The organism is Ventrimonas sp., from assembly GCF_048380235.1.
Taxonomy (GTDB): domain Bacteria; phylum Bacillota; class Clostridia; order Lachnospirales; family Lachnospiraceae; genus Brotaphodocola.
Map to the genome: position 1 here is coordinate 57,369 of NZ_DBFCCJ010000018.1, position 22,945 is coordinate 80,313.

The window sequence follows — 22,945 nt, forward strand, 5'->3', positions numbered from 1 at the left end:
TTGTATGGACAGACGTTATGCCCGTTTGATTTTGAATATTGTGATCCCGATGGTGGAGATTCTGCTGCTCTGCCTGCTGGGGCCCAAGCTTTTAAAGTTTTTCATGCCCTTTGTGATCGGCTGGATCATTGCCATGATCGCCAACCCGCTGGTACGTTTTCTGGAAAGCCGGGTGAAACTGGTACGCAAACACAGCTCCGTGCTGATTGTGGTCGCAGTGCTGGCCTTGATTATCGGACTCGGTTATTTTCTTGTCTCCAGGCTGATTTTACAGGCTGTGGAGCTGACAAAAGATCTTCCGGTATTGTATGACATGGTTTCAGCAGATCTGCGGGAAATTTCCATCCGCTTTGCCAGCTTATTTTCCAGACTGCCGGAACAGGTGCAGACAAACTGGCAGGAACTGGCCGGAAACATTGGTCATGCAGCCAGCCTTCTTGTACAGAAAATTGCATCTCCGACGGTAGAAGTAGCCGGAAATGTTGCAAAAGGAATCCCGAACGCACTGGTCAATGTAGTTGTGACGATTCTTTCGTCTTACTTTTTTATTGCGGAACAGGATAAGATCATGGAATTCTGGAGAAAACATCTCCCGGACAGTATAAAAGGCTATGTGCATTATCTGAAAACGGATGTAAAGAAGCTGATCGGCGGATATTTTCTGGCACAGTTTCGTATCATGTTTGTGGTAGCAGCTATTCTGATCGTTGGTTTTCTGATACTTGGGATCAGGTACGCGTTCCTGTTTGGTGTGTTGGTGGCAATCCTTGATTTCCTGCCTCTGTTTGGAACCGGAACGATATTGATTCCATGGGCCGTCTTCAAGCTTTTATCCGCAGATTATGCGTTGGCTGCGGGATTGGCACTTCTCTATGTACTGACACAGGTCACCCGCCAGATCATCCAGCCTAAAATCGTAGGAGATTCTATGGGACTGCCGCCGCTGTGGACACTGGTATTTTTGTATATCGGTTTTAAAATTCACGGGATATCCGGTATGATCCTCGCAGTGCCGATTGGAATCTTTGTGATGAACCTGTACCAGTACGGCGCGTTCGACAGGCTGATAGAGAGCGCGAAGGAGCTGGGGGAAGAAATTCAGAAAGTGCGGAAATAAAAATTTGATTCATAAAACCAAATAAGGTCCGAAGTTCCGGGGCGGTCATACAGAACCGCAGACACTGAGTGGAATTTTGTACTTCGTGCGCTCCGCCGCCTATTACCAGACCTGCGACCCAAACTCGTGCGCTTTGCGCACTCAGACAAGGGTCTCCGGTCTGGCGCTATGCTCGCGCACAAAGAAAATTCCAATGTGTCTGCTTGTTCTGCATGACCGCCCCGGAACTTCTACTTTACTGGCTGTTCTACATTAATAAACATAGCCAGAACGTTGATGATAAAAAGCCTGTAATCCGGCTTTTATCTGATAGTAGCGTTCTGGCTGCGTTTTCTTTTTATGAAAGAGTTAATATGGGCTGCAGTTACTTTTTTGTAGTGGAGCCAATACAGTAGGAAGTGAATGAGACCGCTTTCCGGGATTTTCAGCATATCAGGTGTTTGTATCTTGAACACACGTGTACGAATGCAACGGATGCAGTCCGATGCAGGCGAACGCGTGTTGTGAGAGCAAGCAAACAACGATATGGGAAAATAGAGGAAGGCGGTCTCTTTCTCTTTCGGACCTTTATTCGTTCCGTCCTATAATTGCTATTTGTTTTATGCTTTGCTCCTCAATGCGCTTCCGGATCTGGAGCATGTGCTGGTCGGTGGCGGCGATGACTTCGGCGCACTGGCGCAGATCCTCACTGATCTCATCGGCAGCGGCTCCGATATCTTTTTTGTATTTTAACTGGTGATCCAGGCTGGCCCAGAAATCCATGGCGATGGTGCGAATCTGGACCTCCACCCGCAGATTCTTTTTCTCCTCGGAGAAGAAAACCGGAATCTCAATGATGAGATGGTAGCTGCGATAGCCGTTGGGCTTTGGGTTCTTGATATAGTCCTTAATGGCAATGACGGTGATGTCATCCTGGCTGACCAGCATGTTTGCAACGGAATAGATGTCATCGACGAAGGAGCAGATGACGCGGATACCGGCTACATCATCCAGATTGTTCATCATGGATTCCAGAGTGACCGGAAGGTTTCTCCTCTGCAGCTTTTCCACGATGCTGATAGGCTTTTTGACACGGGATTTGATCATCTCGATGGGATTTCTCTGGTTTTTTATGGAGAGCTCGTCATTTAAAACTTCCAGCTTGGTTTTTACCTCGCGGATGGCGCAGGTGTACATCATCATGGCCTGCTGGAATTCTCTGGCCTGGCTGATGAGGGCGTCCGGAACCTGAACGAGATTCGGGACATTGACAGCGGACTGGACCAGCTCACTGTTTGGGTTCATATTCATATTCATTGCGTAGATACCTCGTTGCTTTTGTGTGATATTTCTGAAAACAGTGTAATATTGTAAGATTATTAACTATATTATAACAGATTTTGATGCTCGTACAAGGTATATTTTTGAAAGCACATCATATAGGCTGCATGATACAGGATATTTTTGTATACAAGGGTTTTGTTTTCCTGAGAAATGTGGTATGCTTACATGTACTAAATGTATAGAAACTGGAGGAATTTACATGAGCGAAAATTGTACCCATAACTGCAGTACCTGTGGCGAATCCTGCAGCAGCCGCACAGCAGAGCAGACAAGCTTTTTAGAGCCGTTAAACCCGGCAAGCAGTGTGAAGAAGGTAATCGGTGTTGTCAGCGGTAAAGGCGGTGTAGGAAAATCCCTGGTAACTGCCATGATGGCAGTGAAGATGAACAGCAAGGGAAAACACACAGCAATCCTGGATGCAGATATTACCGGTCCGTCTATTCCCAAGGCGTTTGGGCTGAATAACAATATGGTCATGATGACCAAGGACAACCTGATGATTCCGGCAACTTCTGCGCTGGGTATCGACATTATGTCTGCCAACCTCTTATTGGACAATGATACCGATCCGGTCATCTGGAGAGGTCCGGTCATTGCAGGCGCAGTGAAGCAGTTCTGGAATGAGACTCTCTGGGAAGACGTAGACTATATGTTTGTGGATATGCCGCCGGGAACCGGTGACGTTCCGTTAACCGTATTCCAGTCCCTTCCGGTGAATGGCATCATCATCGTGACCTCTCCGCAGGAGCTGGTTTCCATGATCGTGGCAAAGGCCGTGAAGATGGCACAGAAGATGAACATTCCGATCATCGGTCTGGTAGAGAACATGAGCTACCTGGAGTGCCCGGACTGCGGCAAGAAGATTTCTGTATTTGGTGAAAGCCATATTGATGAAATTGCCAGGGAGTACAACATTCCGGTGCTGGCAAAACTCCCGATCGACCCGAAGGTTGCCGAGCATGTGGACAACGGCACCATCGAGTATCTGGAGAGAGACTGGTTTGATCTGGCTGCAGAAAAGGCCATGGAGCTGTAAGTTGTTCTTCATTTAATAGAAGTAGTAGGACAGGGTTTTCGTGACAGAGAACCCTGTTTTTTTGTACAGTGCAATGGCGGCGGCATTATCTCCGGATACCTGGAGGACAGCCTTCTGAAAGCTTTCTTTGGAAAGAGCCGGGAGGAGCAACAGGAGAAAAGCTGTTCCATATCCCCGGTTGCGGTATTCCGGGACAATTTCCACATGGTGCAGGCAGACCGTGTCGGCACTGACTGGTTCAGCTGAGGCAAAGCCGCAGAGGACACCGGAACAGGAAAGGGCATATTCCGTGCCGGAAGTCCGGGTAATGGAAAATGGATGGTGGTTGCGGAGACCGTTGCTGGCAGTATTGTGGGGATAACTGCTCAGGCTGCATTCCATGATGTGTTCTTCCGCACCCTTCTCTGCATCCAGGGCCTCCAGCGTTTTTAAGGTATCCGGACAATTTTCTGAGACGGCAAACAGCAGGTCGGTATCCGGATGCCGGGAGAGCGCTTCTTCAAGAAGCCTGGTAAAACAGCCCTGCTGCCGATCGTCCGGATGGGTGAAGGCGCTGCATTCCATCAGATCATCCTCGTAGGGAATCAGGGCCAGACAGGCAGCAAGATGTCCGTCCGGAAGATAGGCCAGAAAATGAGCGAGATCTTCTTCCTCTGACGGATAGGACAGGTCAATGCCGTCATGATGGCGGCAAAATGTTGTCAGCTCCGCGATTTCCTGCTGCTGCTTTTGGGTGAGCAAATTGGTTGAGTTAATATAAAGCTTCGGGTACATAGAGACCTCCTGATGAGATTTTTTCTTCTGATCGTCTGTAGCTCCAGTATAGGAAAAAAACATAAAGAATACAAGAATGCGCATTGACTTTTCTGTTTCTGATGGTAGAATACAGTACTGTTTACGAAAATTTATAAGACGGTGACGCAGTGCTGGCATCACCGGAAAGGATGAATCATGAAGTATATCAAAGAATCAGCGATCATCTTTGGCATTACGATGATCGGAGAATTTTTAAATGCAATCCTGCCGCTTCCGGTTCCGGCCGGTGTATATGGACTGTTCCTGCTTCTGATCCTGCTCTGTACAGGACTTCTAAAGCTGGAGGATATTGAGGCAACCGGTAATTTCCTTCTGGATATCATGCCGATCCTGTTCATTCCGGCATCGGTCGGACTGATCGAGAGCTACGATGAAATGAAGGCCATCCTGGTTCCGCTGATCGTGACCTGCCTGGTTTCTACACTGGTGGTCATGGGTGTGACCGGAAAGGTGACTGAGCTGATGGTTGCTGTCCTGAAAAAGAAAGACGCGAAAGGTGCGGGAGAGGAGGAAACAGTATGAGCTTTTTACAGGAATCTCTTTATTTTGGCTTTGTGATCAGCCTGGCTGCATACCTGGCAGGTGTATGGATCAAAAAGAAGGTGGGATGGGCTATATTAAATCCGCTTCTGGTTTCTGTGGTCATTGTGATCGCGGTGCTGAAGCTTTTGCATGTGGATTATGCTTCCTATAATAACAGTGCAAAATACATCAGCTATCTGCTGACACCGTCCACTGTCTGTCTGGCCATTCCCCTGTACAAACAGCTGGAACTGTTAAAAAAGAATTTCCTTTCTGTGATCGTTGCCATTACCTCGGGTGTGGCAGCCAGCGCAGGCAGCATTTTTCTCCTGTGTACGCTGTTTGGCGTAGAACACATCCACTATGTTTCCTTCCTTCCGAAGTCCATTACCACGGCAATCGGCATGGGTGTAAGTGAAGAGGCTGGTGGTATTGTGACTATCACAGTAGTCTGCATTATCATTACGGGCATTTTCGGAAATATCATCGCAGACCTGCTCTTTCAGATTCTGAAAATCCGTGAGCCGATCGCCCGGGGCCTGGCACTGGGAACCTCCGCTCACGCGATCGGAACAGCCAAGGCTCTGGAGCTTGGCGAGGTCGAGGGCGCAATGAGCAGTCTTTCCATTGCTGTGGCAGGTCTCATGACAGTCATTGTGGTGCCGTTGGTTTCCGGACTGATCTGACATGGTAAAAAATGCTGGACAGAAAAATAAAATCCCGATATAATGAGCGTTGTATCGCCCATAAAGCAGAGTATCATACAGCTTTTGACATCTGAGTGGTTTTAGATGCCGAAAGCTGTTTTTTTAGCTCAGAAATTTGAGTGATAGTGTCTGTATGACCGGAAGACAAAGAAAGGGATCGGTTCTATGCGTGAAAGAAAAAAGAAAATGAAAGAATTCGGAGGAAGGCCGGCCGGACATAAAAAAGCGGCATGGCTGCTTGTGGCATGCCTTCTTGCGCTGCTTGTGGCGGGAGCCTTGCAGAGCTGCAGACGGAAGGATGGTCTGACACCGGAAAAGAAAACTGCGGTTGTGAAAATCGGATTCGATTCGTTTGAACCATATTCCAGTGTGGATGAAAACGGAAATTATGTCGGGATCGATATCGAACTTGCAACGGAGGCATTCAACCGCATGGGATATCAGGCAGAGTTTCAGATGATTCCGTGGGAAGAGAAGGCACGGCTTCTGGCAGACGGAAGCCTGGACTGTCTGTGGAGCTGCTTTACCATGAACGGACGCGAGAACGACTATGAGTGGGCGGGACCTTATCTGTACAGTCGTCAGGTGGTGGCCGTGCGCTCGGACAGCCAGATCTATGCCCTGAAGGATCTGGAGGGAAAACGCGCGGCAGCACAGGCTACCACTAAGGCATCTGGAGTGTTTTTACATGAAATCGATTCCCCAGTCCCGCAGCTGAAACAGGTGAACTGTTTCTCTACCACGGAGGAATTGTTTGCGGCACTTCGAAAGGGATATGTCGATGCGATCGCCGGTCATGAGGCAATGATCACGGCATTTGTAAAGGGAGGAAACGGTAATTACCGTCTGCTGGAGGAAAGTCCGTATGTTTCCGAACTGGGCGTGGCTTTTGAAAAAGGAACACATCAGGACCTGGCAGAAAGACTCACAGAGACCTTAAGAGCAATGGAAGCAGACGGGACCATTACCAGGATCGTGGAAAAATATGGACTGGATGCAGCGAAAGTAGTCTGGAAAGGAGCACGGAAATGAGAAAACTGAAAATAACAGGAGTCTTAAGAGCTGTGTTCCTGGTACTGACTGTGACCGGAATCCTGCTGTTTTTCCTGCTTACTGCCATGGACAGGAGAAAGCTGCAGTGCACCGTCGATAATACCATTGCGTTTGCCAGAGCCCGGATCCAGCGCTATGAGGATTTTAATACCAATGACAAGGTAAAAAGCCTGATCCGCCTGCTTGACAAATCCACAGAGCTGAGCCGCGTGATCGCGGCAGAGGGCATTCCGGATCAGGAAAAGCTGGACCGGCATGTGGAGGACCAGCGTCTGAGCGGTGTGCTGATTTTGGATGAAAATATGCGCGTTGTGCTGCAGAATTCCCAGAATGGAGATACCATGCCAATCTGGGAAAACCAGATCAGCGGGGCGTATGTGCGTGATATCTTAAAGCATCCGGAGGAAACCTACAGCACACGTTTGCGCAATGAGGGGATACTTTATGATTTCGCTGCCGTAGCCAGACAGGATGCGCCGGGACTGCTCATCACTTACATAGAGAAAGAAGAAATCAGTCAGGAAAACGGGGATCTGACGATGGATACCCTGTTTGCAGGCTTTCATTTTCAGATGGACGGAGCTCTTGTAGTCAGTGACAGGACAAGGGTCGTGGCTACAAACGTGGAAAAGCTTTTGGGAAAGCAGGTAAGCGAATGCAGAGAGCTTTACAGGGAGCAGTACCGGCCGGATTTCGGCAATATCGTCTGTCTGCATTCCGGCAGCCGGGTGTGGTACGGAAGCAGGCAGAACACAAGTGAATACGAGCTTTATGTATTCATTCCTTCCGGTCAGGCATTTATGGCACGCAATGTGGTCTGCGGAGGCTACGTGCTGCTTGCGGTTTTGCTTTATGTGTTTTTTGTCCTCTGTAAAAACCATACAGAGAAGGAAAATCTGGAACGGGAGCACAAGCGTCTGCAGATCATTGATGCCCTGGGACTGGCATATTCCTCCATTTCCCTGGTGGACCTGGGGACAGAGACCGTTGAGGTGTTGAAGGGTGCAGAACAGGTAAATGAGCTCATCGCGGAGCCATACCGCAAAGCTTACCTGGAATTTACGGATATGGCTACGGTTGCAGCGCGGCTGGATGGTCATGCTTCGCTGTCCTTTACAGCCCAGACGGAAAAAGGAGCCTGGCTGTTAACTCTGATCGTTCCTCAAAAACGGGACAGGCAGGGGCAGATCACGGCTGTTCTGGTCGCAGTGCGCGATGTGACGGAGGAGCAGGAAAAGGCCAGGGAGCAGGATCAGGCGCTCCGCAGCGCCCTGGCGGCAGCTGAGCATGCGAACCGCGCGAAGACGGTATTCCTGAACAATATGTCCCACGATATCCGCACACCGATGAATGCCATCATCGGATTTACGGCATTGGCGGCAGCACACATCAATAACACGGCGCAGGTACAGGATTACTTAAAGAAGATCAGTACCTCCGGAAAGCATCTGTTAAGCCTTATCAATGATGTACTGGATATGAGCCGGATCGAGAGCGGAAGCGTGAAGATCGAACAGACAGAGGTCCATCTTCCGGATGTTCTTCATGACCTGCGTTCCATCATCCAGGGCAGTATTCACGCAAAACAGCTGGAGCTTTACATCGATATCCAGGATGTGATCCACGAGGATATCATCACCGACAGGCTGCGTCTGAATCAGGTGCTGTTAAATATTGTCGGAAACGCGATCAAATTTACACCGACAGGCGGGATCATCAATATCCGCGTCAGCGAAAAGCCGGGGCTGAAAGCGGAAACGGCAACCTATGAGTTTTTCATCCGGGATAACGGGATCGGTATGTCCAAGGAATTCCAGGAGCACATTTTTGATTCCTTCTCAAGGGAACGGACTGCCACGGAAAGCGGAATCCAGGGCACCGGTCTCGGTATGGCCATTGCTCGGAATATCGTTCATCTTCTGGGTGGTACGATCACGCTGAAAAGTGCTCCGGGAAAGGGATCGGAGTTTACTGTGACACTGGAGTGCAGACTGTCCGGAAGGCCGGTGCGCTGTGAACTGCTTCCGGAGCTGAAGGGAGCACGGGTCCTGGTGGTGGATGATGATACAGATACCTGCATGAGCATCAGCAAGATGCTGCGCAGTATTGAGCTGGAGGCAGACTGGACCACGTCCGGCAGGGAAGCCGTTCTGCGTGCGAAAGAGGCATATGAGCAGTCCCGGGCCTTTAAGGTCTATATCATTGACTGGCTGATGCCGGACATGAATGGAATTGAAACGGTACGCCGTATCCGCCGCGTGATCGGCAACGAGGCTCCGATCATTATCCTGACGGTTTATGACTGGGCAGATATTGAAACCGAAGCGCGAGAGGCCGGAGTGACCGCCTTTGTCAGCAAACCGCTGTTTTTGTCAGATTTTCGTGCTGTGCTGGCCCCTCAGTCCCGGACAGAAAGAAAACCAGAAAGCGTTCAGAGAAACCGGCGTTTTGCGGGGAAAAGGGTGCTTCTGGTGGAGGATAACGAGCTGAACTGTGAGATTGCTACCGTTATGCTGGAGGAGCTTGGCCTGACCGTAGATTCCGTAGAAGACGGAGCGGACGCAGTGATGCGCATGGAACAGGCGGATGCCGGCCGGTATGACCTGATCTTTATGGACATCCAGATGCCGAGGATGGATGGTTATATGGCAACCCGCGAGATCCGGACCCTGGCAGACAGCCGTAAGGCCAACATTCCGATCATAGCCATGACAGCCAACGCGTTTGAGGAAGATAAACAGAAGGCACTTGCGGCCGGAATGAACGGACACATGTCTAAACCGATCGAAGCCGACAAGATTGAGGCCATGCTGGAGCGTATCTTTCCTGCATAAGCAGGCAGAAATCTTGAGGCCAGTCATGTTTTTCGGTTGAAAGGGTTATGCGGATATGGTATATTGAAAGGAAGCAAAAGATTATTGCGCTACGCATACACTTAAGGAGGAAGCCATCCATGATTCAAAAACTGATTGAGAAAATTCAGAAGACAAAGGCACCGATCTGTGTAGGATTGGACCCAATGTTAAATTATATCCCGGAGCACATTTTAAAGAAGTCCTTCGGAGAGTTCGGAGAGACCTTAGAGGGCGCGGCAGATGCCATCTGGAATTTCAACAAGGAGATCGTGGATCACACCTGGGATCTGATTCCGTCCGTGAAGCCGCAGATCGCCATGTATGAGCAGTTCGGTATCGAGGGACTGAAGGCGTATGACAAGACTGTGAAATACTGCCAGGAGAAGGGACTTGTAGTGATCGGCGATGCAAAGCGCGGCGACATCGGCTCTACCTCTGCCGCATACGCAACTGCGCATTTGGGTAAGGTAAAAGTTGGAAACAGTATCTGCTCTGCATTCAATACGGATTTCCTGACCGTAAACCCGTATCTGGGAACCGATGGCGTGAAGCCGTTCGTAGATGTCTGCAACGCAGAGGACAAGGGTATTTTCGTGCTGGTCAAGACCTCAAACCCGTCCAGCGGAGAGTTCCAGGACAGACTGATCGACGGCAAACCGCTTTACGAGCATGTAGCAGCCAAGGTCGTTGAGTGGGGCGAGGCTTCCATGGACGGCGCGTACAGCAATGTAGGCGCAGTGGTTGGTGCAACCTATCCGGAGATGAGTGCGGTATTGAGAAAGCTCATGCCGAAGACCTACTTCCTGGTACCGGGCTACGGCGCACAGGGAGGCACCGCAAAAGACTTAAAGAACTGCTTCAATGAGGACGGACTCGGCGCAGTCGTAAACTCTTCCCGCGGTATCATTGCGGCATACCGCCAGGAGAAGTACGCAAAGTTTGGTGCAGAGCATTTCGCAGAGGCATCCAGACAGGCTGTCATCGACATGGTAGCTGATATCAACAGCGTACTGTAAGGGAGCAGAGAGAACAGAAAAGAGAGAAGAAAGAGTATGGAAACGATTCAGAAGGAAAAGGTAAAGCTTACGGCAAAGGTGGTCAGCCAGGAAGCTTTGACAGACGATATCTGCAGCATGTGGATCCAGGCAGATGAGATTGCGAAGGCTGCAAAGCCTGGGCAGTTTATTTCTGTATATACGAAGGACAAAAGCAAGGTGCTTCCGCGCCCGATCAGTCTTTGCGAGATAGACAAAGAGCAGGGAAGACTGCGCATCGTATACCGTGTGGTGGGTGCAGGAACAAAAGAGTTTTCCGCATACCAGGCCGGAGATGATATCGAGATCATGGGACCGCTCGGAAACGGCTTCCCGTTAAAGGAAAAGAAAGCTTTTCTTATCGGCGGCGGTATTGGTATCCCGCCGATGCTGGAACTGGCAAAGAACTTAAACTGTGAGAAACAGATGGTTCTGGGCTACCGTGATGTTTTATTCTTAAACGATGAATTTGAGCAGTACGGCAGGGTGTATGCAGCAACCGAGGACGGCAGTGCCGGAACGAAGGGCAACGTCATTGATGCCATCAGGGAAAACGGACTGGATGCCGAGATCATTTATGCCTGCGGACCAACCCCGATGCTGCGTGCTTTAAAGGCTTATGCGGCTGAGCACGGCATGGAGTGCTGGCTTTCCCTGGAAGAAAAGATGGCCTGCGGAATCGGCGCGTGCCTGGCCTGTGTCTGCAAGTCCAAAGACATTGACGAGCATTCTCATGTGCACAATAAGCGTATCTGCAAGGATGGCCCTGTTTTTGCTGCAGAGGAGGTGGAGCTGTAATGAACACAAAAGTGAACCTTGCCGGTGTTGAATTAAAAAATCCGGTCATGACAGCCTCCGGAACCTTCGGAAGTGGTGCCGAGTACAGTGAGTTTGTAGATTTAAACCGCCTTGGCGCAGTTGTGACCAAGGGTGTGGCCAATGTACCGTGGCCGGGTAATCCGACCCCGCGTATCGCGGAAGTATACGGTGGAATGTTAAATGCCATCGGCCTGCAGAACCCTGGCATTGATGTCTTTGCAAAGCGAGATATCCCGTTTTTAAAGCAGTATGACACAAAGATCATCGTGAACGTCTGCGGCAAGACAACGGAAGATTATATTGAAGTGGTGGAGCGTCTGGCGGATGAGCCGGTGGATCTGTTAGAGATCAATATCTCCTGTCCGAACGTCAAGGAAGGAGGCATTGCCTTTGGCCAGGATCCGAAAGCGGTTGAGGCTATCACCCGGGAAGTAAAGAAGCACGCAAAGCAGCCGGTCATCATGAAGCTGAGCCCGAACGTAACGGATATCACCGTTATGGCCAAGGCAGCGGAGGCAGGCGGTGCGGATGTACTGTCCCTCATCAACACCCTGACCGGCATGAAGATCGACATCAACCGCAGGGCCTTTGCCATTGCCAATAAGACCGGCGGCATGTCCGGCCCGGCTGTAAAGCCGGTGGCTGTCCGTATGGTTTACCAGGTGGCGAATGCTGTGAGCCTTCCGATCATCGGTATGGGCGGCATTGCGACTGCAGAGGATGCGCTGGAGTTTATCATGGCAGGTGCAACCGCGGTTTCCGTAGGTACCGCCAACTTCTACAACCCTTATGCGACCGTGGAGATCACGGAGGGTATTGAAAACTTCATGAAGAAGCAGAAGGTAGAGGATATCCGCGAACTGATCGGATGTGTAAAATAAATGTGGGAACGGTTCTGCCGTAAGTGACAGACCTGGAAGGAGAAATCATGGAAGATTACAAGAAAGAATTTATTGAATTTATGATTGACTGCGAAGTACTGAAATTTGGTGATTTTGTAACCAAATCCGGTCGTAAGACCCCGTTCTTCGTAAACACCGGCTTCTACCGCACCGGCGCGCAGCTGCGCCGCCTCGGCCAGTATTATGCGCGTGCCATCAAAGAGACCTTCGGCACAGATTTCAATGTACTGTTCGGACCGGCTTACAAGGGCATTCCGTTAACCGTTGCAGCAACCATGTCCATCAGCGAGCTGTACGACGCAGATATCCGTTACTGCTCTAACCGTAAGGAAGTAAAAGATCACGGAGACAAGGGCATCTTGCTGGGCAGCCCGATCAAGGATGGAGATAAAGTAGTCATCATCGAGGATGTAACCACAGCCGGCACCTCTATCGAGGAGACCCTGCCGATCATCAAAGCACAGGGCGATGTAAACGTGCTTGGTCTGGTTGTTTCCGTAGACCGTATGGAGCACGGAAAGGGAACCAAATCCGCACTGAAGGAAATTGAGGAGAAATACGGATTCCATACCACAGCCATCGTAACCATGGCAGATGTCGTAGAGCATCTTTACAACAAACCTTACAAAGGAAAAGTCATCATCGATGATACCTTAAAGGCAGCCATTGACGCATACTATGAGCAGTATGGCGCAGAGAAGTAATCAGCAGGTTTTGCAGTGCTGTATCACAGCAGAGTAAGGAGAGCTTTATGGAAAAAGTTTATAAAACCATGCAGCGCACCGGCGCGTGCAGCATCGCAGTTGGTGTCATCATTCTGGTGACCGGTGTGACCGTGGGGATTATGTCCATTGTCTGCGGCGGACTGCTGTTAAAGCGCAAGGGTGAGATTACATTTTAGACTGAAAAAGCGAAAGAGTGCCTGCACTGCGGGCACTCTGAGCAAACGGATTACGAAAAGATACAGGGGGCGGCAGTTTCTGCAACAATTTCGGGCGGAGACTGCCTCTTTGCTTGCAACAGAGTTGTTGCGGGCCGGATTTGATCTTAATTAGCATCTTAGAGGAAAAAGGAGTTTTGTCGGAAAGTATGATCAGAAATACGACCAGGAATCAGAAGCTGGGCTGGGTGCTTTTTATTGCTTATCTGACCTTGCTGGTTTATTTTATGTTTTTTGCGGAATCCTTTGGACGCAATCCGGATCTGCGGGAGTACTCGTACAATCTGGAACTGTTCAAAGAAATACGGCGTTTTTATAAATATCGAAAACAACTGGGAGTGGAAGCATTCCTTTTAAATATTGTTGGTAATGTTGTCGGCTTCATGCCGTGCGGGTTCTTTCTGCCGATCATCAGTCGCAGGAGTAAAAAGTTTTATAACACCTTTTTGTTCAGCTTCTGCCTGAGCCTGTGCATTGAGACGACCCAGTTGGTCTTCCGGGTGGGAAGCTTTGATGTGGATGACCTGTTTTTGAATACATTGGGCGGCATGCTGGGATTTTGCACCCACCGGATGGTACAGAAAGTTCGGATCAGAAGGAGAAAACGCAAATGAAAAATAAGAAAAAACGCATATCCTATATTCGTAAGCCGATGCCGAAGCAGAGCTTTTTCTGCCTGGGATTTGCTGCAGTAGGGCTTGTATGTTTTGGCTTCAGTCTGGGAAAAAGTATTGTGAACCAGGGAAACGGCGGACCGGATGTGGCAGCCTGGGCTCTGACCAGCCTGCTTTTTTCTGTGGAGTCCGTGATCTGTGGTGTGAAAACGCTGAAAATGAAGGAAGTCAATTACATTCTTGCGCGTGCAGGGACGATCGTGAGCGGGATTTTACTGTTCTGCTGGCTGGGCATGCTGGTGATTGGAGTGCTGAGTGTGTTTTAAAGAGGTGATAACATATGGTGAAATATCAGGAATTATGGAATGAGGAAAATACAAATATCAGGGAGCGCTATGATCTGGCCATAGAGCGGATCATGGAGATTCCGTCCGAGGAGCGGGTAGGTGAGCCGTACCGCAGCTATTTTAACCAGATGGCAGCATTTACTTCCCAGATCGAGGAACTGGCAAGAATACAGCTGCGAGAGGATCTGGATGCACTTACCCTCGAAGAACTGAAACAGTTAAACCACAATCTCTATGCAGACATTCTGCCGGGGCATTACGCAGAAAGCTATGCCGATCCGGCGTACGCGGTGCGGATGCTGGGAGCAGAGCTTGGTCCGCTGCTTTCTGCTTTTTACGCACAGTTTCGGGCAGCAATTGTCTTTGCGTACGAGTGCAGGCTGACCGATATTACGATTCTGTGTGAAACACTGATCGAGATTTACAACATGTTTGAGGACGGTGAGCCGCAGGCGCGCGCGGTACGGGATGTGCTGTACTGGTTCTTCAGCGACTATACCGATGTGACCCTGACTTACCGTATCCGGGAGCAGCTCGATCCGGGATTAAGCTTTGCAAAGGATATCATTCAGGAGTCTGATCTGAATGATCTGCGTTATCTGTACCGGTTTGGCGAGTATATTTCCGAATCGGAGTTACAGATTGCTACCTACTTAAATTCCTTGCCGGAGGAAACCATTGAGAAAATGGCTTCTACCTATACAGAAGGCTACCGTAAGGGGTTTGAGACGATGGGGCGCGATCTCTCAAAGAAAAAGACGGTGTCCATCCGCTATGAGCTTGGCTTTGAGCGCATGATCCGCTCTGCCATCCGTCAGTTTGAGGAGATGGGACTGGAGGTGATCCTGTACCGCGCGGCGGTCTGGTCTGTGACTATGAGTCCGAACCGCAGGATTGGCTATCACGGAACTTCTGCCAATATGCAGTTTGATTACGACCACCGCTATGATCAGGCCATCTATCTGGATAAGGCATTCAAGGAGCGCAAACTGGCTGTGCTTCGTACCGCTTACGAGAACTGCAAGAAGCAGGCGGCAGAATATGCCGGACCGGCAGTGGTGGAGACCTTTGGCGAGGATGGTTTTGAGCCGCTGAACAAGCCGGAGGCTTACTCCTTAAGCGAAAAGCAGGAGGAGCTGCAGATTGCCTATTCCAACGAGGCCATGCCGGTAGTGAATCAGTATATTCCCGGAGATGAGACCAGCTTTACCATCATTGCCTTCCCGGTACCGGCCATCGGCAGAGATTTTGCGGAAATCTTCCACGAGACCATCCGTATCAATACGCTGGATTATGAGGAGTACAAAAAAATCCAGCAGAATCTGGTAGATGTGCTGGATCAGGCAGAATATGTGACAGTAACCGGAAACGCAGCGGCAGGCAATGAAACACAGATGAAGATTTTCCTGCATACGCTGACGGATCCGGAAAAGCAGACAAACTTTGAGAACTGCGTGGCAGATGTGAATATTCCGGTGGGAGAGGTATTTACTTCACCGGTGCTTGCCGGAACCGAGGGCCTGCTCCATGTGCGCCAGGTTTACATCGGAGATTTCCAGTTTAAAAACTTCCGCATGGAATTTAAGGATGGCAGGGTCACAGATTATTCCTGTGATAATTTCGCAGATCCGGAGGAAGGACGGAAGCTGATCCGTCAGCAGATCTTAAAAAACCATGACACCCTGCCTATGGGCGAATTTGCCATCGGTACCAATACCACGGCTTACGCAGTGGCACAGAAGTATGGCATCATGGACAAATTCCCAATTCTGATTGCAGAGAAGACCGGTCCGCATTTTGCGGTAGGAGATACCTGCTACAGCTGGAGTGAAGACTCTGCCGTATACAATCCGGATGGTAAGGAAATCATTGCAAGAGATAATGAGATTTCTCTCTTAAGAAAAGAGGATGTGTCTAAGGCATACTTCGGGTGCCACACCGATATTACCATTCCGTATTCGGAGCTTGGCGATATCACGGCAGTGTGCAGCGACGGACGGAAGCTTCCGCTGATCCAAAGCGGACGGTTTGTGGCTGCGGGGACAGAAAAACTGAATGAAGAGCTGGAGGGCTGATCTGTAGTGTACGCCTCCGGTTACTGATAACGGTCTGCAAAGCAGAGACGCGGCAGATCCATAAGCTTTGCCGCACCGGCCAGGGAAGTTCCGTAAAACAGGATTTTTGACCGTAGCGGCAGATAGTTTATGATGGTTCCGTTACAGACTGTGCTTCCGGTGCAGAGGATCAGATCTGCCCAGGAACAAAGCTCCTGCTGCACGGCATCGCTGTTTCCATCCTCGATCAGGATCTCATGGCGCGTCTGACCGATATGCTCCGGATTCAGGTCGACTGCGCGCAGCCGGAATGCAGCAGACAGATGCTCAAGAAGCGCCGGCTGGTAACCGATCAGAGCAATCTTCGGATTCCCGTAATGGCTCCTGATGTAATGTAGTGCATCGTCTGCACACAGTTCCGGCGTGTCGTTTTTACAGTGTACGGTACATTCCACAAGGCCGAGATGCTTCATCACTGCATTCAGTGATGCGATAAAGATCCCGCGGTTGTGAGAGCTGTGAATCAGATCCAGTGCACAGATCTCTTCCAGCGTTCCGTGAAATACGGCCGGAGCGTCTGTAAAGGCCTGCCCGAGGCAGCCTGCACATTCTGCCTGCACCATGATATCCTTTCCTGAAAGGATCGGAAAATCTTTTCGTTTCGGAATGCCGATTGCCTCCTCGGGACTCAGCATTTTTGCGGATAGTGATACCTGCTCGCCCAGCAGGCTGTGCTCCTGTAAGAGTGCAAGAAAGCGCTGTTGTAATTCGTGATAAAATGCAGTCTGACTGCTGCAGATGTGTGTTGTCATAAGATTTCTTTTCATCATTTGTAAATCCCCCCTCAAGCGTTATTTCTATTCGAGAATAACGTATTTTCCGAAAAAAGTCAACCAAAGCAGCAGCTTTTATAAGGATTGTTTTATGGTAAATTTCCGTATTGACGTCATTTACAAAATCGAGTATCATATTCATAAGTAACAGCTTTAATACGTGTGGCACTTATTAGAGAAAGTGATAAATAAAGGAGATCTTACAATGGCAAAAGTAGGAATTGTAATGGGCAGTGATTCAGACATGCCGGTTATGGCAAAGGCAGCAGAGATTCTGGATAAATTCGGAATCGATTATGAGATGACAATCATTTCCGCGCACCGCGAGCCGGATATCTTTTTTGAGTGGGCGAAGAGCGCAGAGGAAAAGGAAATCAAGGTGATCATTGCAGGCGCCGGAAAGGCAGCACACCTGCCGGGAATGTGCGCAGCGCTGTTTCCGATGCCGGTTGTAGGCATTCCTATGAAGACCTCTGACCTGGGCGGTGTGGATTCTCTCTATTCCATCGTGCAGATGCCGTCCGGAATTCCGGTTGCAACGGTAGCCATCAACGGCGGTGCCAATGCCGGCATTCTGGCAGCCAAGATCCTTGCAACTTCAGACGCAAAGCTGCTTGCAAAGCTGAAAAGCTACAGTGAAGAAATGAAAAATGATGTGGTGAAGAAGGCAGACAAGCTGGAAAGCATCGGATACAAAGAGTATTTATCCCAGATGAAATAAGATTGATACACGGAGGAAAAAAAGATGGATTACAAGAAAGCCGGAGTAGACATTGAGGCAGGATACAAGTCAGTAGAACTGATGAAGGAACATGTAAAAAAGACCATGCGTGAGGAAGTGTTAGGCGGACTGGGCGGTTTTTCCGGCGCGTTCTCCCTGGCAAAGATCAAAAACATGGAGGAGCCGGTTCTTTTATCCGGTACCGATGGCTGCGGCACGAAGGTAAAGCTGGCCATCATCATGGATAAGCATGACACCATCGGTATTGATGCCGTTGCTATGTGCGTGAACGACATTGCCTGCGCAGGCGGCGAGCCGTTATTCTTCCTGGATTACATCGCCTGCGGCAAGAACTATCCGGAGAAGATCGCGGATATCGTAAAGGGCGTTGCGGAAGGCTGCCTTCAGTCTGAGGCTGCTCTCATTGGCGGAGAGACTGCAGAGCACCCGGGCCTGATGCCGGAGGAAGATTACGACCTGGCTGGATTTGCGGTAGGTGTCTGCGATAAAAAAGAGATGATCACCGGAGAGCATTTACAGGCTGGCGATGTACTCATTGGCATGGCTTCCACCGGTGTACATTCCAACGGATTTTCCCTGGTGCGCAAGGTATTTGAAAAAGAGCTGACCAGAGAAGGTCTGGATACCTATTATGACGCTCTGGGCAAGACCCTGGGAGAGGCGCTTCTGGCTCCGACCCGCATTTATGTGAAGGCATTAAAGAGTATCAAGAACGCAGGTGTGACCGTGAAGGCATGCAGCCATATCACCGGCGGCGGCTTCTATGAGAATGTTCCGCGTATGTTAAAGGAAGGCACCCGCGCAGTGATCAAAAAGGACAGCTATGAGGTACCGGCTATCTTCAAAATGCTGGCAGAGAAAGGCGACATTGCAGAAGAGATGATGTACAATACCTTTAACATGGGTCTTGGCATGATCGTGGCCGTGGACCCGGCTGATGTGGAAAAAACCATGGAAGCGATTAAGGCTACCGGCGATGTGCCGTATGTGATCGGTTCTATTGAGGCAGGGGAAAAGGGAGTGACCTTATGTTAAGAGTCGGTGTGATGGTGTCCGGTGGCGGCACCAACCTGCAGGCAATTCTGGATGCGGTAGATGCGGGCGAGATCACCAATGCCGAAATTGCGGTGGTGATCAGTAACAATCCGGGCGCATATGCCCTGGAGCGGGCAAAAAAACATGGTGTAGAGGCACTGTGCATTTCCCCGAAGGATTATGAGAGCCGCGATGCGTTCAACGAGGCATTTCTGGCAAAGGTGGATGAATATCATTTAGATCTCATCGTGCTGGCTGGTTTTCTGGTAAAGATCCCTGCAGCTATGATTGAGAAATATGAGCATAAGATCATCAATATCCATCCGTCCCTGATCCCGTCCTTCTGCGGCGTGGGTTATTATGGACTGAAGGTGCATGAGGCAGCATTGGCACGCGGCGTGAAGGTAACCGGCGCGACGGTTCATTTTGTGGACAGTGGCATGGATACCGGCCCTATCCTTCTGCAGAAAGCAGTAGAAGTACAGGATGGTGATACTCCGGAGACACTGCAGCGCAGAGTAATGGAGCAGGCAGAGTGGAAGCTGCTTCCGCAGGCCATTGACCTGATCGCGAATGAAAAGATAAAATAAAAAGAACGATAACGGCAGACCGGCGAGATACCGGTCTGTCTGTGGTGTGAGGAGGAATACGCAGATGAAAATTTTGATCGTGGGCGGCGGCGGAAGAGAACACGCTATCGCATGGAAGCTGGCAAAGAGTCCGAAGGTGGAAAAAATGTACTGCGCACCAGGCAATGCCGGTATTGCAGAGGTGGCAGAGTGTGTAAACATTGGTGTAATGGAATTTGACAAACTGGTGGCATTCGCAAAAGAGCATGAGATCGACTTAACCGTTGTAGCGCCGGATGATCCGCTGGCAGCAGGCGCTGTGGATGCCTTTGAGGCAGCAGGCCTGCGTGCTTTTGGTCCGAGAGCCAACGCGGCAATTCTGGAGGGTTCCAAGGCATTTTCTAAAGACCTGATGAAAAAATACGGCATTCCGACCGCAGCATATGAGACCTTCAACGACCCGGAAAAGGCACTGGCTTATCTGGAAACCGCAAAGATGCCGATCGTATTAAAGGCAGACGGTCTGGCACTGGGCAAGGGCGTTCTGATCTGCAAGGATCTGGAAGAGGCAAAAGCAGGCGTCAAGACCCTGATGATGGACAAGCAGTTCGGTTCTGCCGGGGATGAGATCGTCATCGAGGAATTCATGACCGGACGTGAAGTTTCCGTGTTATCCTTCGTAGACGGAAAGACCATCAAGATCATGACCTCTGCCCAGGATCACAAGCGCGCGAAGGACGGCGACCAGGGACTGAACACCGGCGGTATGGGAACCTTCTCCCCAAGTCCGTTCTATACTCCACAGGTGGATGCATTCTGCAGGGAACACATTTACCAGAAGACGGTAGATGCCATGAAGACAGAGGGAAGAGAGTTCAAGGGCATCATCTTCTTTGGTCTGATGCTGACTGCAGACGGTCCGAAGGTGCTGGAATACAATGCAAGATTCGGTGACCCGGAGACCCAGGTTGTGCTTCCGCGCATGAAGAACGATCTGGTGGATCTGTTCGAGGCCTGTATCGACGGTACCCTGGATCAGATCGATCTGGAGTTTGAGGACAACGCTGCAGTCTGTGTTGTTCTGGCATCCGCTGGCTATCCGGAGCATTACGAGAAGGGCTTTGAGATCCGTGGCCTGGAGAACTTCAAAGACAGGGATGGCTACTATGTCTTCCATGCAGGCAGCAAATTCGATGAGCAGGGCCGCGTGGTGACAAACGGCGGCCGCGTGCTGGGCGTGACCGCAACCGGCACCAACTTGAAAGAAGCCCGCGCCAATGCATATAAAGCGACAGAGTGGATTGATTTCGATAATAAATATATGCGCCATGATATCGGACACGCGATTGATGAAGCATAAGGGATAAACATTACCAAAAAATAGAAAAACAGAAGCTGTATTTTCAAAATGAGCGAAAATACAGCTTCTGTTTTTTTGACGAAATCAAAACATCTTTTGAAAAAATCCCCAATATTGCATCATGCGGATGTGAAAATTGTGCAAAATTTCAGTTAATAACGTGAATGTTATGTGATGATAAGAAAATAAAAATTGATAAGAAAAAAATAGATGCTTATAATTACGGACAGAGCAAAAGAGAAAGGAGTGTGAGTATATGGATAAGCTGGTGGAATCCCTGATGGAGGAATTAAACTGCAACACGGTATTTACCATTCCTTTGTTTGGCGGTATTCCGGTGCTGGAATCAGTGGTGGTTACCTGGATCATTATGGCCATCATGATGATCGGTTCGCTGATCCTGGTGAAAGGCCTGAAGATGAGAAACATCGGGAAGAAGCAGGCAGCTCTGGAAAGCGGTTTTACGTTTCTCTACCGTTTCTTTGGGGATCTTCTCGGCGAAGACGGAAAAGCGTATATTCCGTATCTGATCACGGTAATGCTTTATATTGCGATCGCGAACATGATCGGGCTTCTGGGCTTCAAATCGCCGACGAAGGATCTGAATGTGACGGCTTCCCTTGCAGTGATGAGCATTGTGCTGGTGGAGGCAGCGGGAATCCGGAAACGGGGCATAAAAGGATGGCTCAAAAGCTTTGCGGAGCCGATTCCGATCATTGCGCCGATCAATGTACTGGAGCTGTTTATCCGGCCGCTTTCCCTTTGCATGCGGTTGTTCGGAAACGTGCTTGGTGCCGTTGTTGTCATGGCGCTGATCAAGTATCTGCTTCCGGTGGTAGTTCCGCTTCCGTTCAGCGGATATTTCGATATATTTGATGGAGTGATCCAGGCTTACGTCTTTGTGTTCCTCACATCATTATATATAAAAGAGGCGGTCGAATAAGCATAAAAGCAACGGGCCGCTGGTAAAAAGGTTAAAACGAGAGAGAAAAGGAGAAATGAATTATGTCAGGATTAATCGCAATCGGTGCAGCAGCAGCAGTTATCACAGGTGTCGGAGCAGGAATCGGAATCGGCCTTGCAACCTCTAAGGCTGTAGACGCTATCGCAAGACAGCCGGAGGCAGACGGCAAGATCACCAAGGCGCTTCTTCTTGGCTGTGCGCTGGCAGAGGCTACCGCAATTTACGGCTTTGTAATCGGCCTTCTGATCATTCTCTTCCTGAAATAATCAAAAATTCGGAAGCAGAGAAGGGCAGGTACTATGTTAAACATAAATTTTTGGAATATTGCCTTTACGGTCATCAACCTTCTGGTGCTGTATCTGTTCCTGAAACATTTCCTTATGAAGCCGTTGATGGAGATCATGGAAAAGCGGCAGGCACAGGTGGAAACAGATTTAAATGATGCCGCAAGTGAAAAGCAGGAGGCCATCCGGCTGAAAGAGCAGTATGAAGGCTCCCTGCGGGAAGCAGAGGATCAGGCCGGCCGGATTCTGGAAGATGCGAAGAAGATGGGCAGAACAGAATATGAAAAGATCCTGAGGCAGGCGGATGACGATGCGGCAAAGAAACTGGAGCAGGCTGACCGGATGATCGGTCTGGAGCGCGAAAAGACGTTAAGAGAGCTTCAGGGCCTGACGAAGGAGCTGGCTGCGACTGCGACTGAGAAGCTTTTGAAGGAAAACAGCGGCCAGGAAGCGGACCGGAAACGGTTTGCTGCATTTCTGGCAGATACGGGGGAAAAGTATGACTGAACAGGCAAGACTTTACGGCACCGTGTTGTATGAGCTGAAGCTTCCGGAGACTATGATCCGGACGTGTGAATGCATTCTGAGGGAAAATCCGCAGCTTGCGCAGGTTCTGGAAAGTCCGGTGATCCGGCAGAGCAGGAAGGAAACCATCATTGACCGGGTGTTTGAGAACCCGGACTTTTCCCGGATCATGCGGAATTTTCTAAAGAAAGTCTGTGAGGCCGGATGCATAGACCAGATGGAGAGTATGGTCCGGATCCGGGATGAAAAGAGCCGCGAGGCGGCAGGGATTCTTTCCGCGAAGCTTCGCTATGTGACAGAACCGGATGCGGCAGAAGTCAAGGCCATGAAGGAGCTTCTGTGCAAAACATACGGAAAGAACAGCGTGGAGCTGTCCATGCAGGAGGCTCCAGAGCTGATCGGCGGTTTTGTGCTGCAGACCGGTGATGTGGAATATGACTACAGTCTGAGCGGACAGCTCAGACGGATGTTCGAAGGAAATAGATAGGAGACAG

General features: G+C 49.9%; 25 protein-coding genes. 22 read left to right on the forward strand and 3 right to left on the reverse strand.

The annotated features are described in order from the left end of the window. Nucleotides 1-4 precede the first annotated feature (4 nt). A complete protein-coding gene (gene ytvI / locus ACMP1L_RS03220; RefSeq protein ID WP_418451998.1) occupies nt 5-1,117 on the forward strand; it encodes a sporulation integral membrane protein YtvI in 1,113 nt (370 codons plus the stop codon). A gap of 567 nt (nt 1,118-1,684) precedes the next feature. On the opposite strand, the gene ACMP1L_RS03225 is transcribed toward ytvI, so the two are convergent. Continuing rightward, nucleotides 1,685-2,413, reverse strand: a complete 729-nt coding sequence (locus ACMP1L_RS03225) for a GTP pyrophosphokinase (RefSeq protein WP_418451999.1) — start codon at nt 2,411-2,413, stop codon at nt 1,685-1,687. A 226-nt stretch (nt 2,414-2,639) separates the two neighbouring features. Between ACMP1L_RS03225 and ACMP1L_RS03230 the strand changes: the two genes are divergently transcribed. Next, a complete protein-coding gene (locus ACMP1L_RS03230) occupies nt 2,640-3,476 on the forward strand; it encodes an Mrp/NBP35 family ATP-binding protein (RefSeq protein WP_118732147.1) in 837 nt (278 codons plus the stop codon). 12 nt (nt 3,477-3,488) lie between these two features. Here the strand turns inward: ACMP1L_RS03230 and ACMP1L_RS03235 are convergent, their stop codons facing one another. Further along, nucleotides 3,489-4,250, reverse strand: coding sequence for a GNAT family N-acetyltransferase (locus ACMP1L_RS03235; protein ID WP_418452000.1), 762 nt, complete (start codon nt 4,248-4,250; stop codon nt 3,489-3,491). Nucleotides 4,251-4,427: 177 nt separating this feature from the next. Here ACMP1L_RS03235 and ACMP1L_RS03240 point away from each other — a divergent pair, with 177 nt between their 5' ends. The 12 genes from ACMP1L_RS03240 to ACMP1L_RS03295 all read left to right on the forward strand — a co-directional run bounded on the left by ACMP1L_RS03240 (nt 4,428) and on the right by ACMP1L_RS03295 (nt 16,160). After that, nucleotides 4,428-4,814 (forward strand): CidA/LrgA family protein, encoded by a 387-nt coding sequence (locus tag ACMP1L_RS03240; RefSeq protein ID WP_118732149.1) that lies wholly within the window; start codon nt 4,428-4,430, stop codon nt 4,812-4,814. Beyond that, nucleotides 4,811-5,500 (forward strand): LrgB family protein, encoded by a 690-nt coding sequence (locus tag ACMP1L_RS03245; RefSeq protein WP_177303436.1) that lies wholly within the window; start codon nt 4,811-4,813, stop codon nt 5,498-5,500. Before ACMP1L_RS03240 ends, ACMP1L_RS03245 begins: the two co-directional genes overlap by 4 nt. Nucleotides 5,501-5,686: 186 nt before the next feature. Continuing rightward, nucleotides 5,687-6,553, forward strand: a complete 867-nt coding sequence (locus tag ACMP1L_RS03250; RefSeq protein ID WP_418452001.1) for a substrate-binding periplasmic protein — start codon at nt 5,687-5,689, stop codon at nt 6,551-6,553. Continuing rightward, nucleotides 6,550-9,408, forward strand: coding sequence for a response regulator (locus ACMP1L_RS03255; RefSeq protein WP_418452002.1), 2,859 nt, complete (start codon nt 6,550-6,552; stop codon nt 9,406-9,408). The genes ACMP1L_RS03250 and ACMP1L_RS03255 overlap by 4 nt, the downstream gene beginning before the upstream one ends. A gap of 119 nt (nt 9,409-9,527) precedes the next feature. Then, a complete protein-coding gene (gene pyrF, locus ACMP1L_RS03260) occupies nt 9,528-10,445 on the forward strand; it encodes an orotidine-5'-phosphate decarboxylase (RefSeq protein WP_177303438.1) in 918 nt (305 codons plus the stop codon). A gap of 36 nt (nt 10,446-10,481) precedes the next feature. Beyond that, nucleotides 10,482-11,261: a dihydroorotate dehydrogenase electron transfer subunit gene (locus ACMP1L_RS03265; protein ID WP_118732153.1), complete on the forward strand. Its 780-nt coding sequence runs from the start codon at nt 10,482-10,484 to the stop codon at nt 11,259-11,261. Continuing rightward, on the forward strand, nt 11,261-12,163 hold the full coding sequence (locus ACMP1L_RS03270) for a dihydroorotate dehydrogenase (RefSeq protein ID WP_418452003.1): 903 nt from the start codon (nt 11,261-11,263) through the stop codon (nt 12,161-12,163). The genes ACMP1L_RS03265 and ACMP1L_RS03270 overlap by 1 nt, the downstream gene beginning before the upstream one ends. A 47-nt stretch (nt 12,164-12,210) precedes the next feature. Beyond that, nucleotides 12,211-12,888 (forward strand): orotate phosphoribosyltransferase, encoded by a 678-nt coding sequence (gene pyrE / locus ACMP1L_RS03275; RefSeq protein WP_418452004.1) that lies wholly within the window; start codon nt 12,211-12,213, stop codon nt 12,886-12,888. Nucleotides 12,889-12,935: 47 nt separating this feature from the next. After that, entirely contained in the window at nt 12,936-13,085 is a 150-nt protein-coding gene (locus ACMP1L_RS03280; RefSeq protein WP_177303440.1) for a hypothetical protein, read from the forward strand. Between the two features lie 188 nt (nt 13,086-13,273). After that, nucleotides 13,274-13,738, forward strand: a complete 465-nt coding sequence (locus ACMP1L_RS03285; protein ID WP_177303441.1) for a VanZ family protein — start codon at nt 13,274-13,276, stop codon at nt 13,736-13,738. Beyond that, nucleotides 13,735-14,064, forward strand: coding sequence for a calcium:proton exchanger (locus tag ACMP1L_RS03290; protein ID WP_177303442.1), 330 nt, complete (start codon nt 13,735-13,737; stop codon nt 14,062-14,064). Before ACMP1L_RS03285 ends, ACMP1L_RS03290 begins: the two co-directional genes overlap by 4 nt. Nucleotides 14,065-14,078: 14 nt before the next feature. Continuing rightward, nucleotides 14,079-16,160 (forward strand): aminopeptidase, encoded by a 2,082-nt coding sequence (locus ACMP1L_RS03295; protein WP_177303443.1) that lies wholly within the window; start codon nt 14,079-14,081, stop codon nt 16,158-16,160. A 20-nt stretch (nt 16,161-16,180) separates the two neighbouring features. Here the strand turns inward: ACMP1L_RS03295 and ACMP1L_RS03300 are convergent, their stop codons facing one another. Further along, complete coding sequence (locus ACMP1L_RS03300) at nt 16,181-16,969, reverse strand: Rossmann-like domain-containing protein (protein WP_418452005.1); 789 nt, start codon at nt 16,967-16,969, stop codon at nt 16,181-16,183. A gap of 208 nt (nt 16,970-17,177) precedes the next feature. Between ACMP1L_RS03300 and purE the strand changes: the two genes are divergently transcribed. The 8 genes from purE (at nt 17,178) to atpH (ending at nt 22,938) form a co-directional block, all read left to right on the forward strand. Beyond that, nucleotides 17,178-17,693 carry a 5-(carboxyamino)imidazole ribonucleotide mutase gene (gene purE / locus ACMP1L_RS03305; RefSeq protein WP_118732158.1) on the forward strand — a complete coding sequence of 172 codons (516 nt, stop codon included), beginning with the start codon at nt 17,178-17,180 and terminating at the stop codon, nt 17,691-17,693. Between the two features lie 24 nt (nt 17,694-17,717). Then, nucleotides 17,718-18,749 carry a phosphoribosylformylglycinamidine cyclo-ligase gene (gene purM / locus ACMP1L_RS03310; RefSeq protein ID WP_118534387.1) on the forward strand — a complete coding sequence of 344 codons (1,032 nt, stop codon included), beginning with the start codon at nt 17,718-17,720 and terminating at the stop codon, nt 18,747-18,749. After that, nucleotides 18,743-19,339: a phosphoribosylglycinamide formyltransferase gene (gene purN / locus ACMP1L_RS03315; protein ID WP_177303444.1), complete on the forward strand. Its 597-nt coding sequence runs from the start codon at nt 18,743-18,745 to the stop codon at nt 19,337-19,339. Before purM ends, purN begins: the two co-directional genes overlap by 7 nt. 64 nt (nt 19,340-19,403) lie before the next feature. Continuing rightward, nucleotides 19,404-20,678, forward strand: coding sequence for a phosphoribosylamine--glycine ligase (gene purD, locus ACMP1L_RS03320; RefSeq protein WP_177303445.1), 1,275 nt, complete (start codon nt 19,404-19,406; stop codon nt 20,676-20,678). Between the two features lie 256 nt (nt 20,679-20,934). Continuing rightward, nucleotides 20,935-21,621, forward strand: coding sequence for a F0F1 ATP synthase subunit A (locus ACMP1L_RS03325; protein WP_118732160.1), 687 nt, complete (start codon nt 20,935-20,937; stop codon nt 21,619-21,621). Nucleotides 21,622-21,683: 62 nt separating this feature from the next. Beyond that, nucleotides 21,684-21,908, forward strand: a complete 225-nt coding sequence (gene atpE / locus ACMP1L_RS03330; protein WP_118534383.1) for an ATP synthase F0 subunit C — start codon at nt 21,684-21,686, stop codon at nt 21,906-21,908. A 33-nt stretch (nt 21,909-21,941) separates the two neighbouring features. Next, a complete protein-coding gene (gene atpF, locus ACMP1L_RS03335; RefSeq protein WP_118534382.1) occupies nt 21,942-22,433 on the forward strand; it encodes a F0F1 ATP synthase subunit B in 492 nt (163 codons plus the stop codon). Beyond that, nucleotides 22,426-22,938 (forward strand): ATP synthase F1 subunit delta, encoded by a 513-nt coding sequence (gene atpH, locus ACMP1L_RS03340; protein WP_418452006.1) that lies wholly within the window; start codon nt 22,426-22,428, stop codon nt 22,936-22,938. Before atpF ends, atpH begins: the two co-directional genes overlap by 8 nt. The last annotated feature ends 7 nt before the right edge of the window (nt 22,939-22,945 follow it).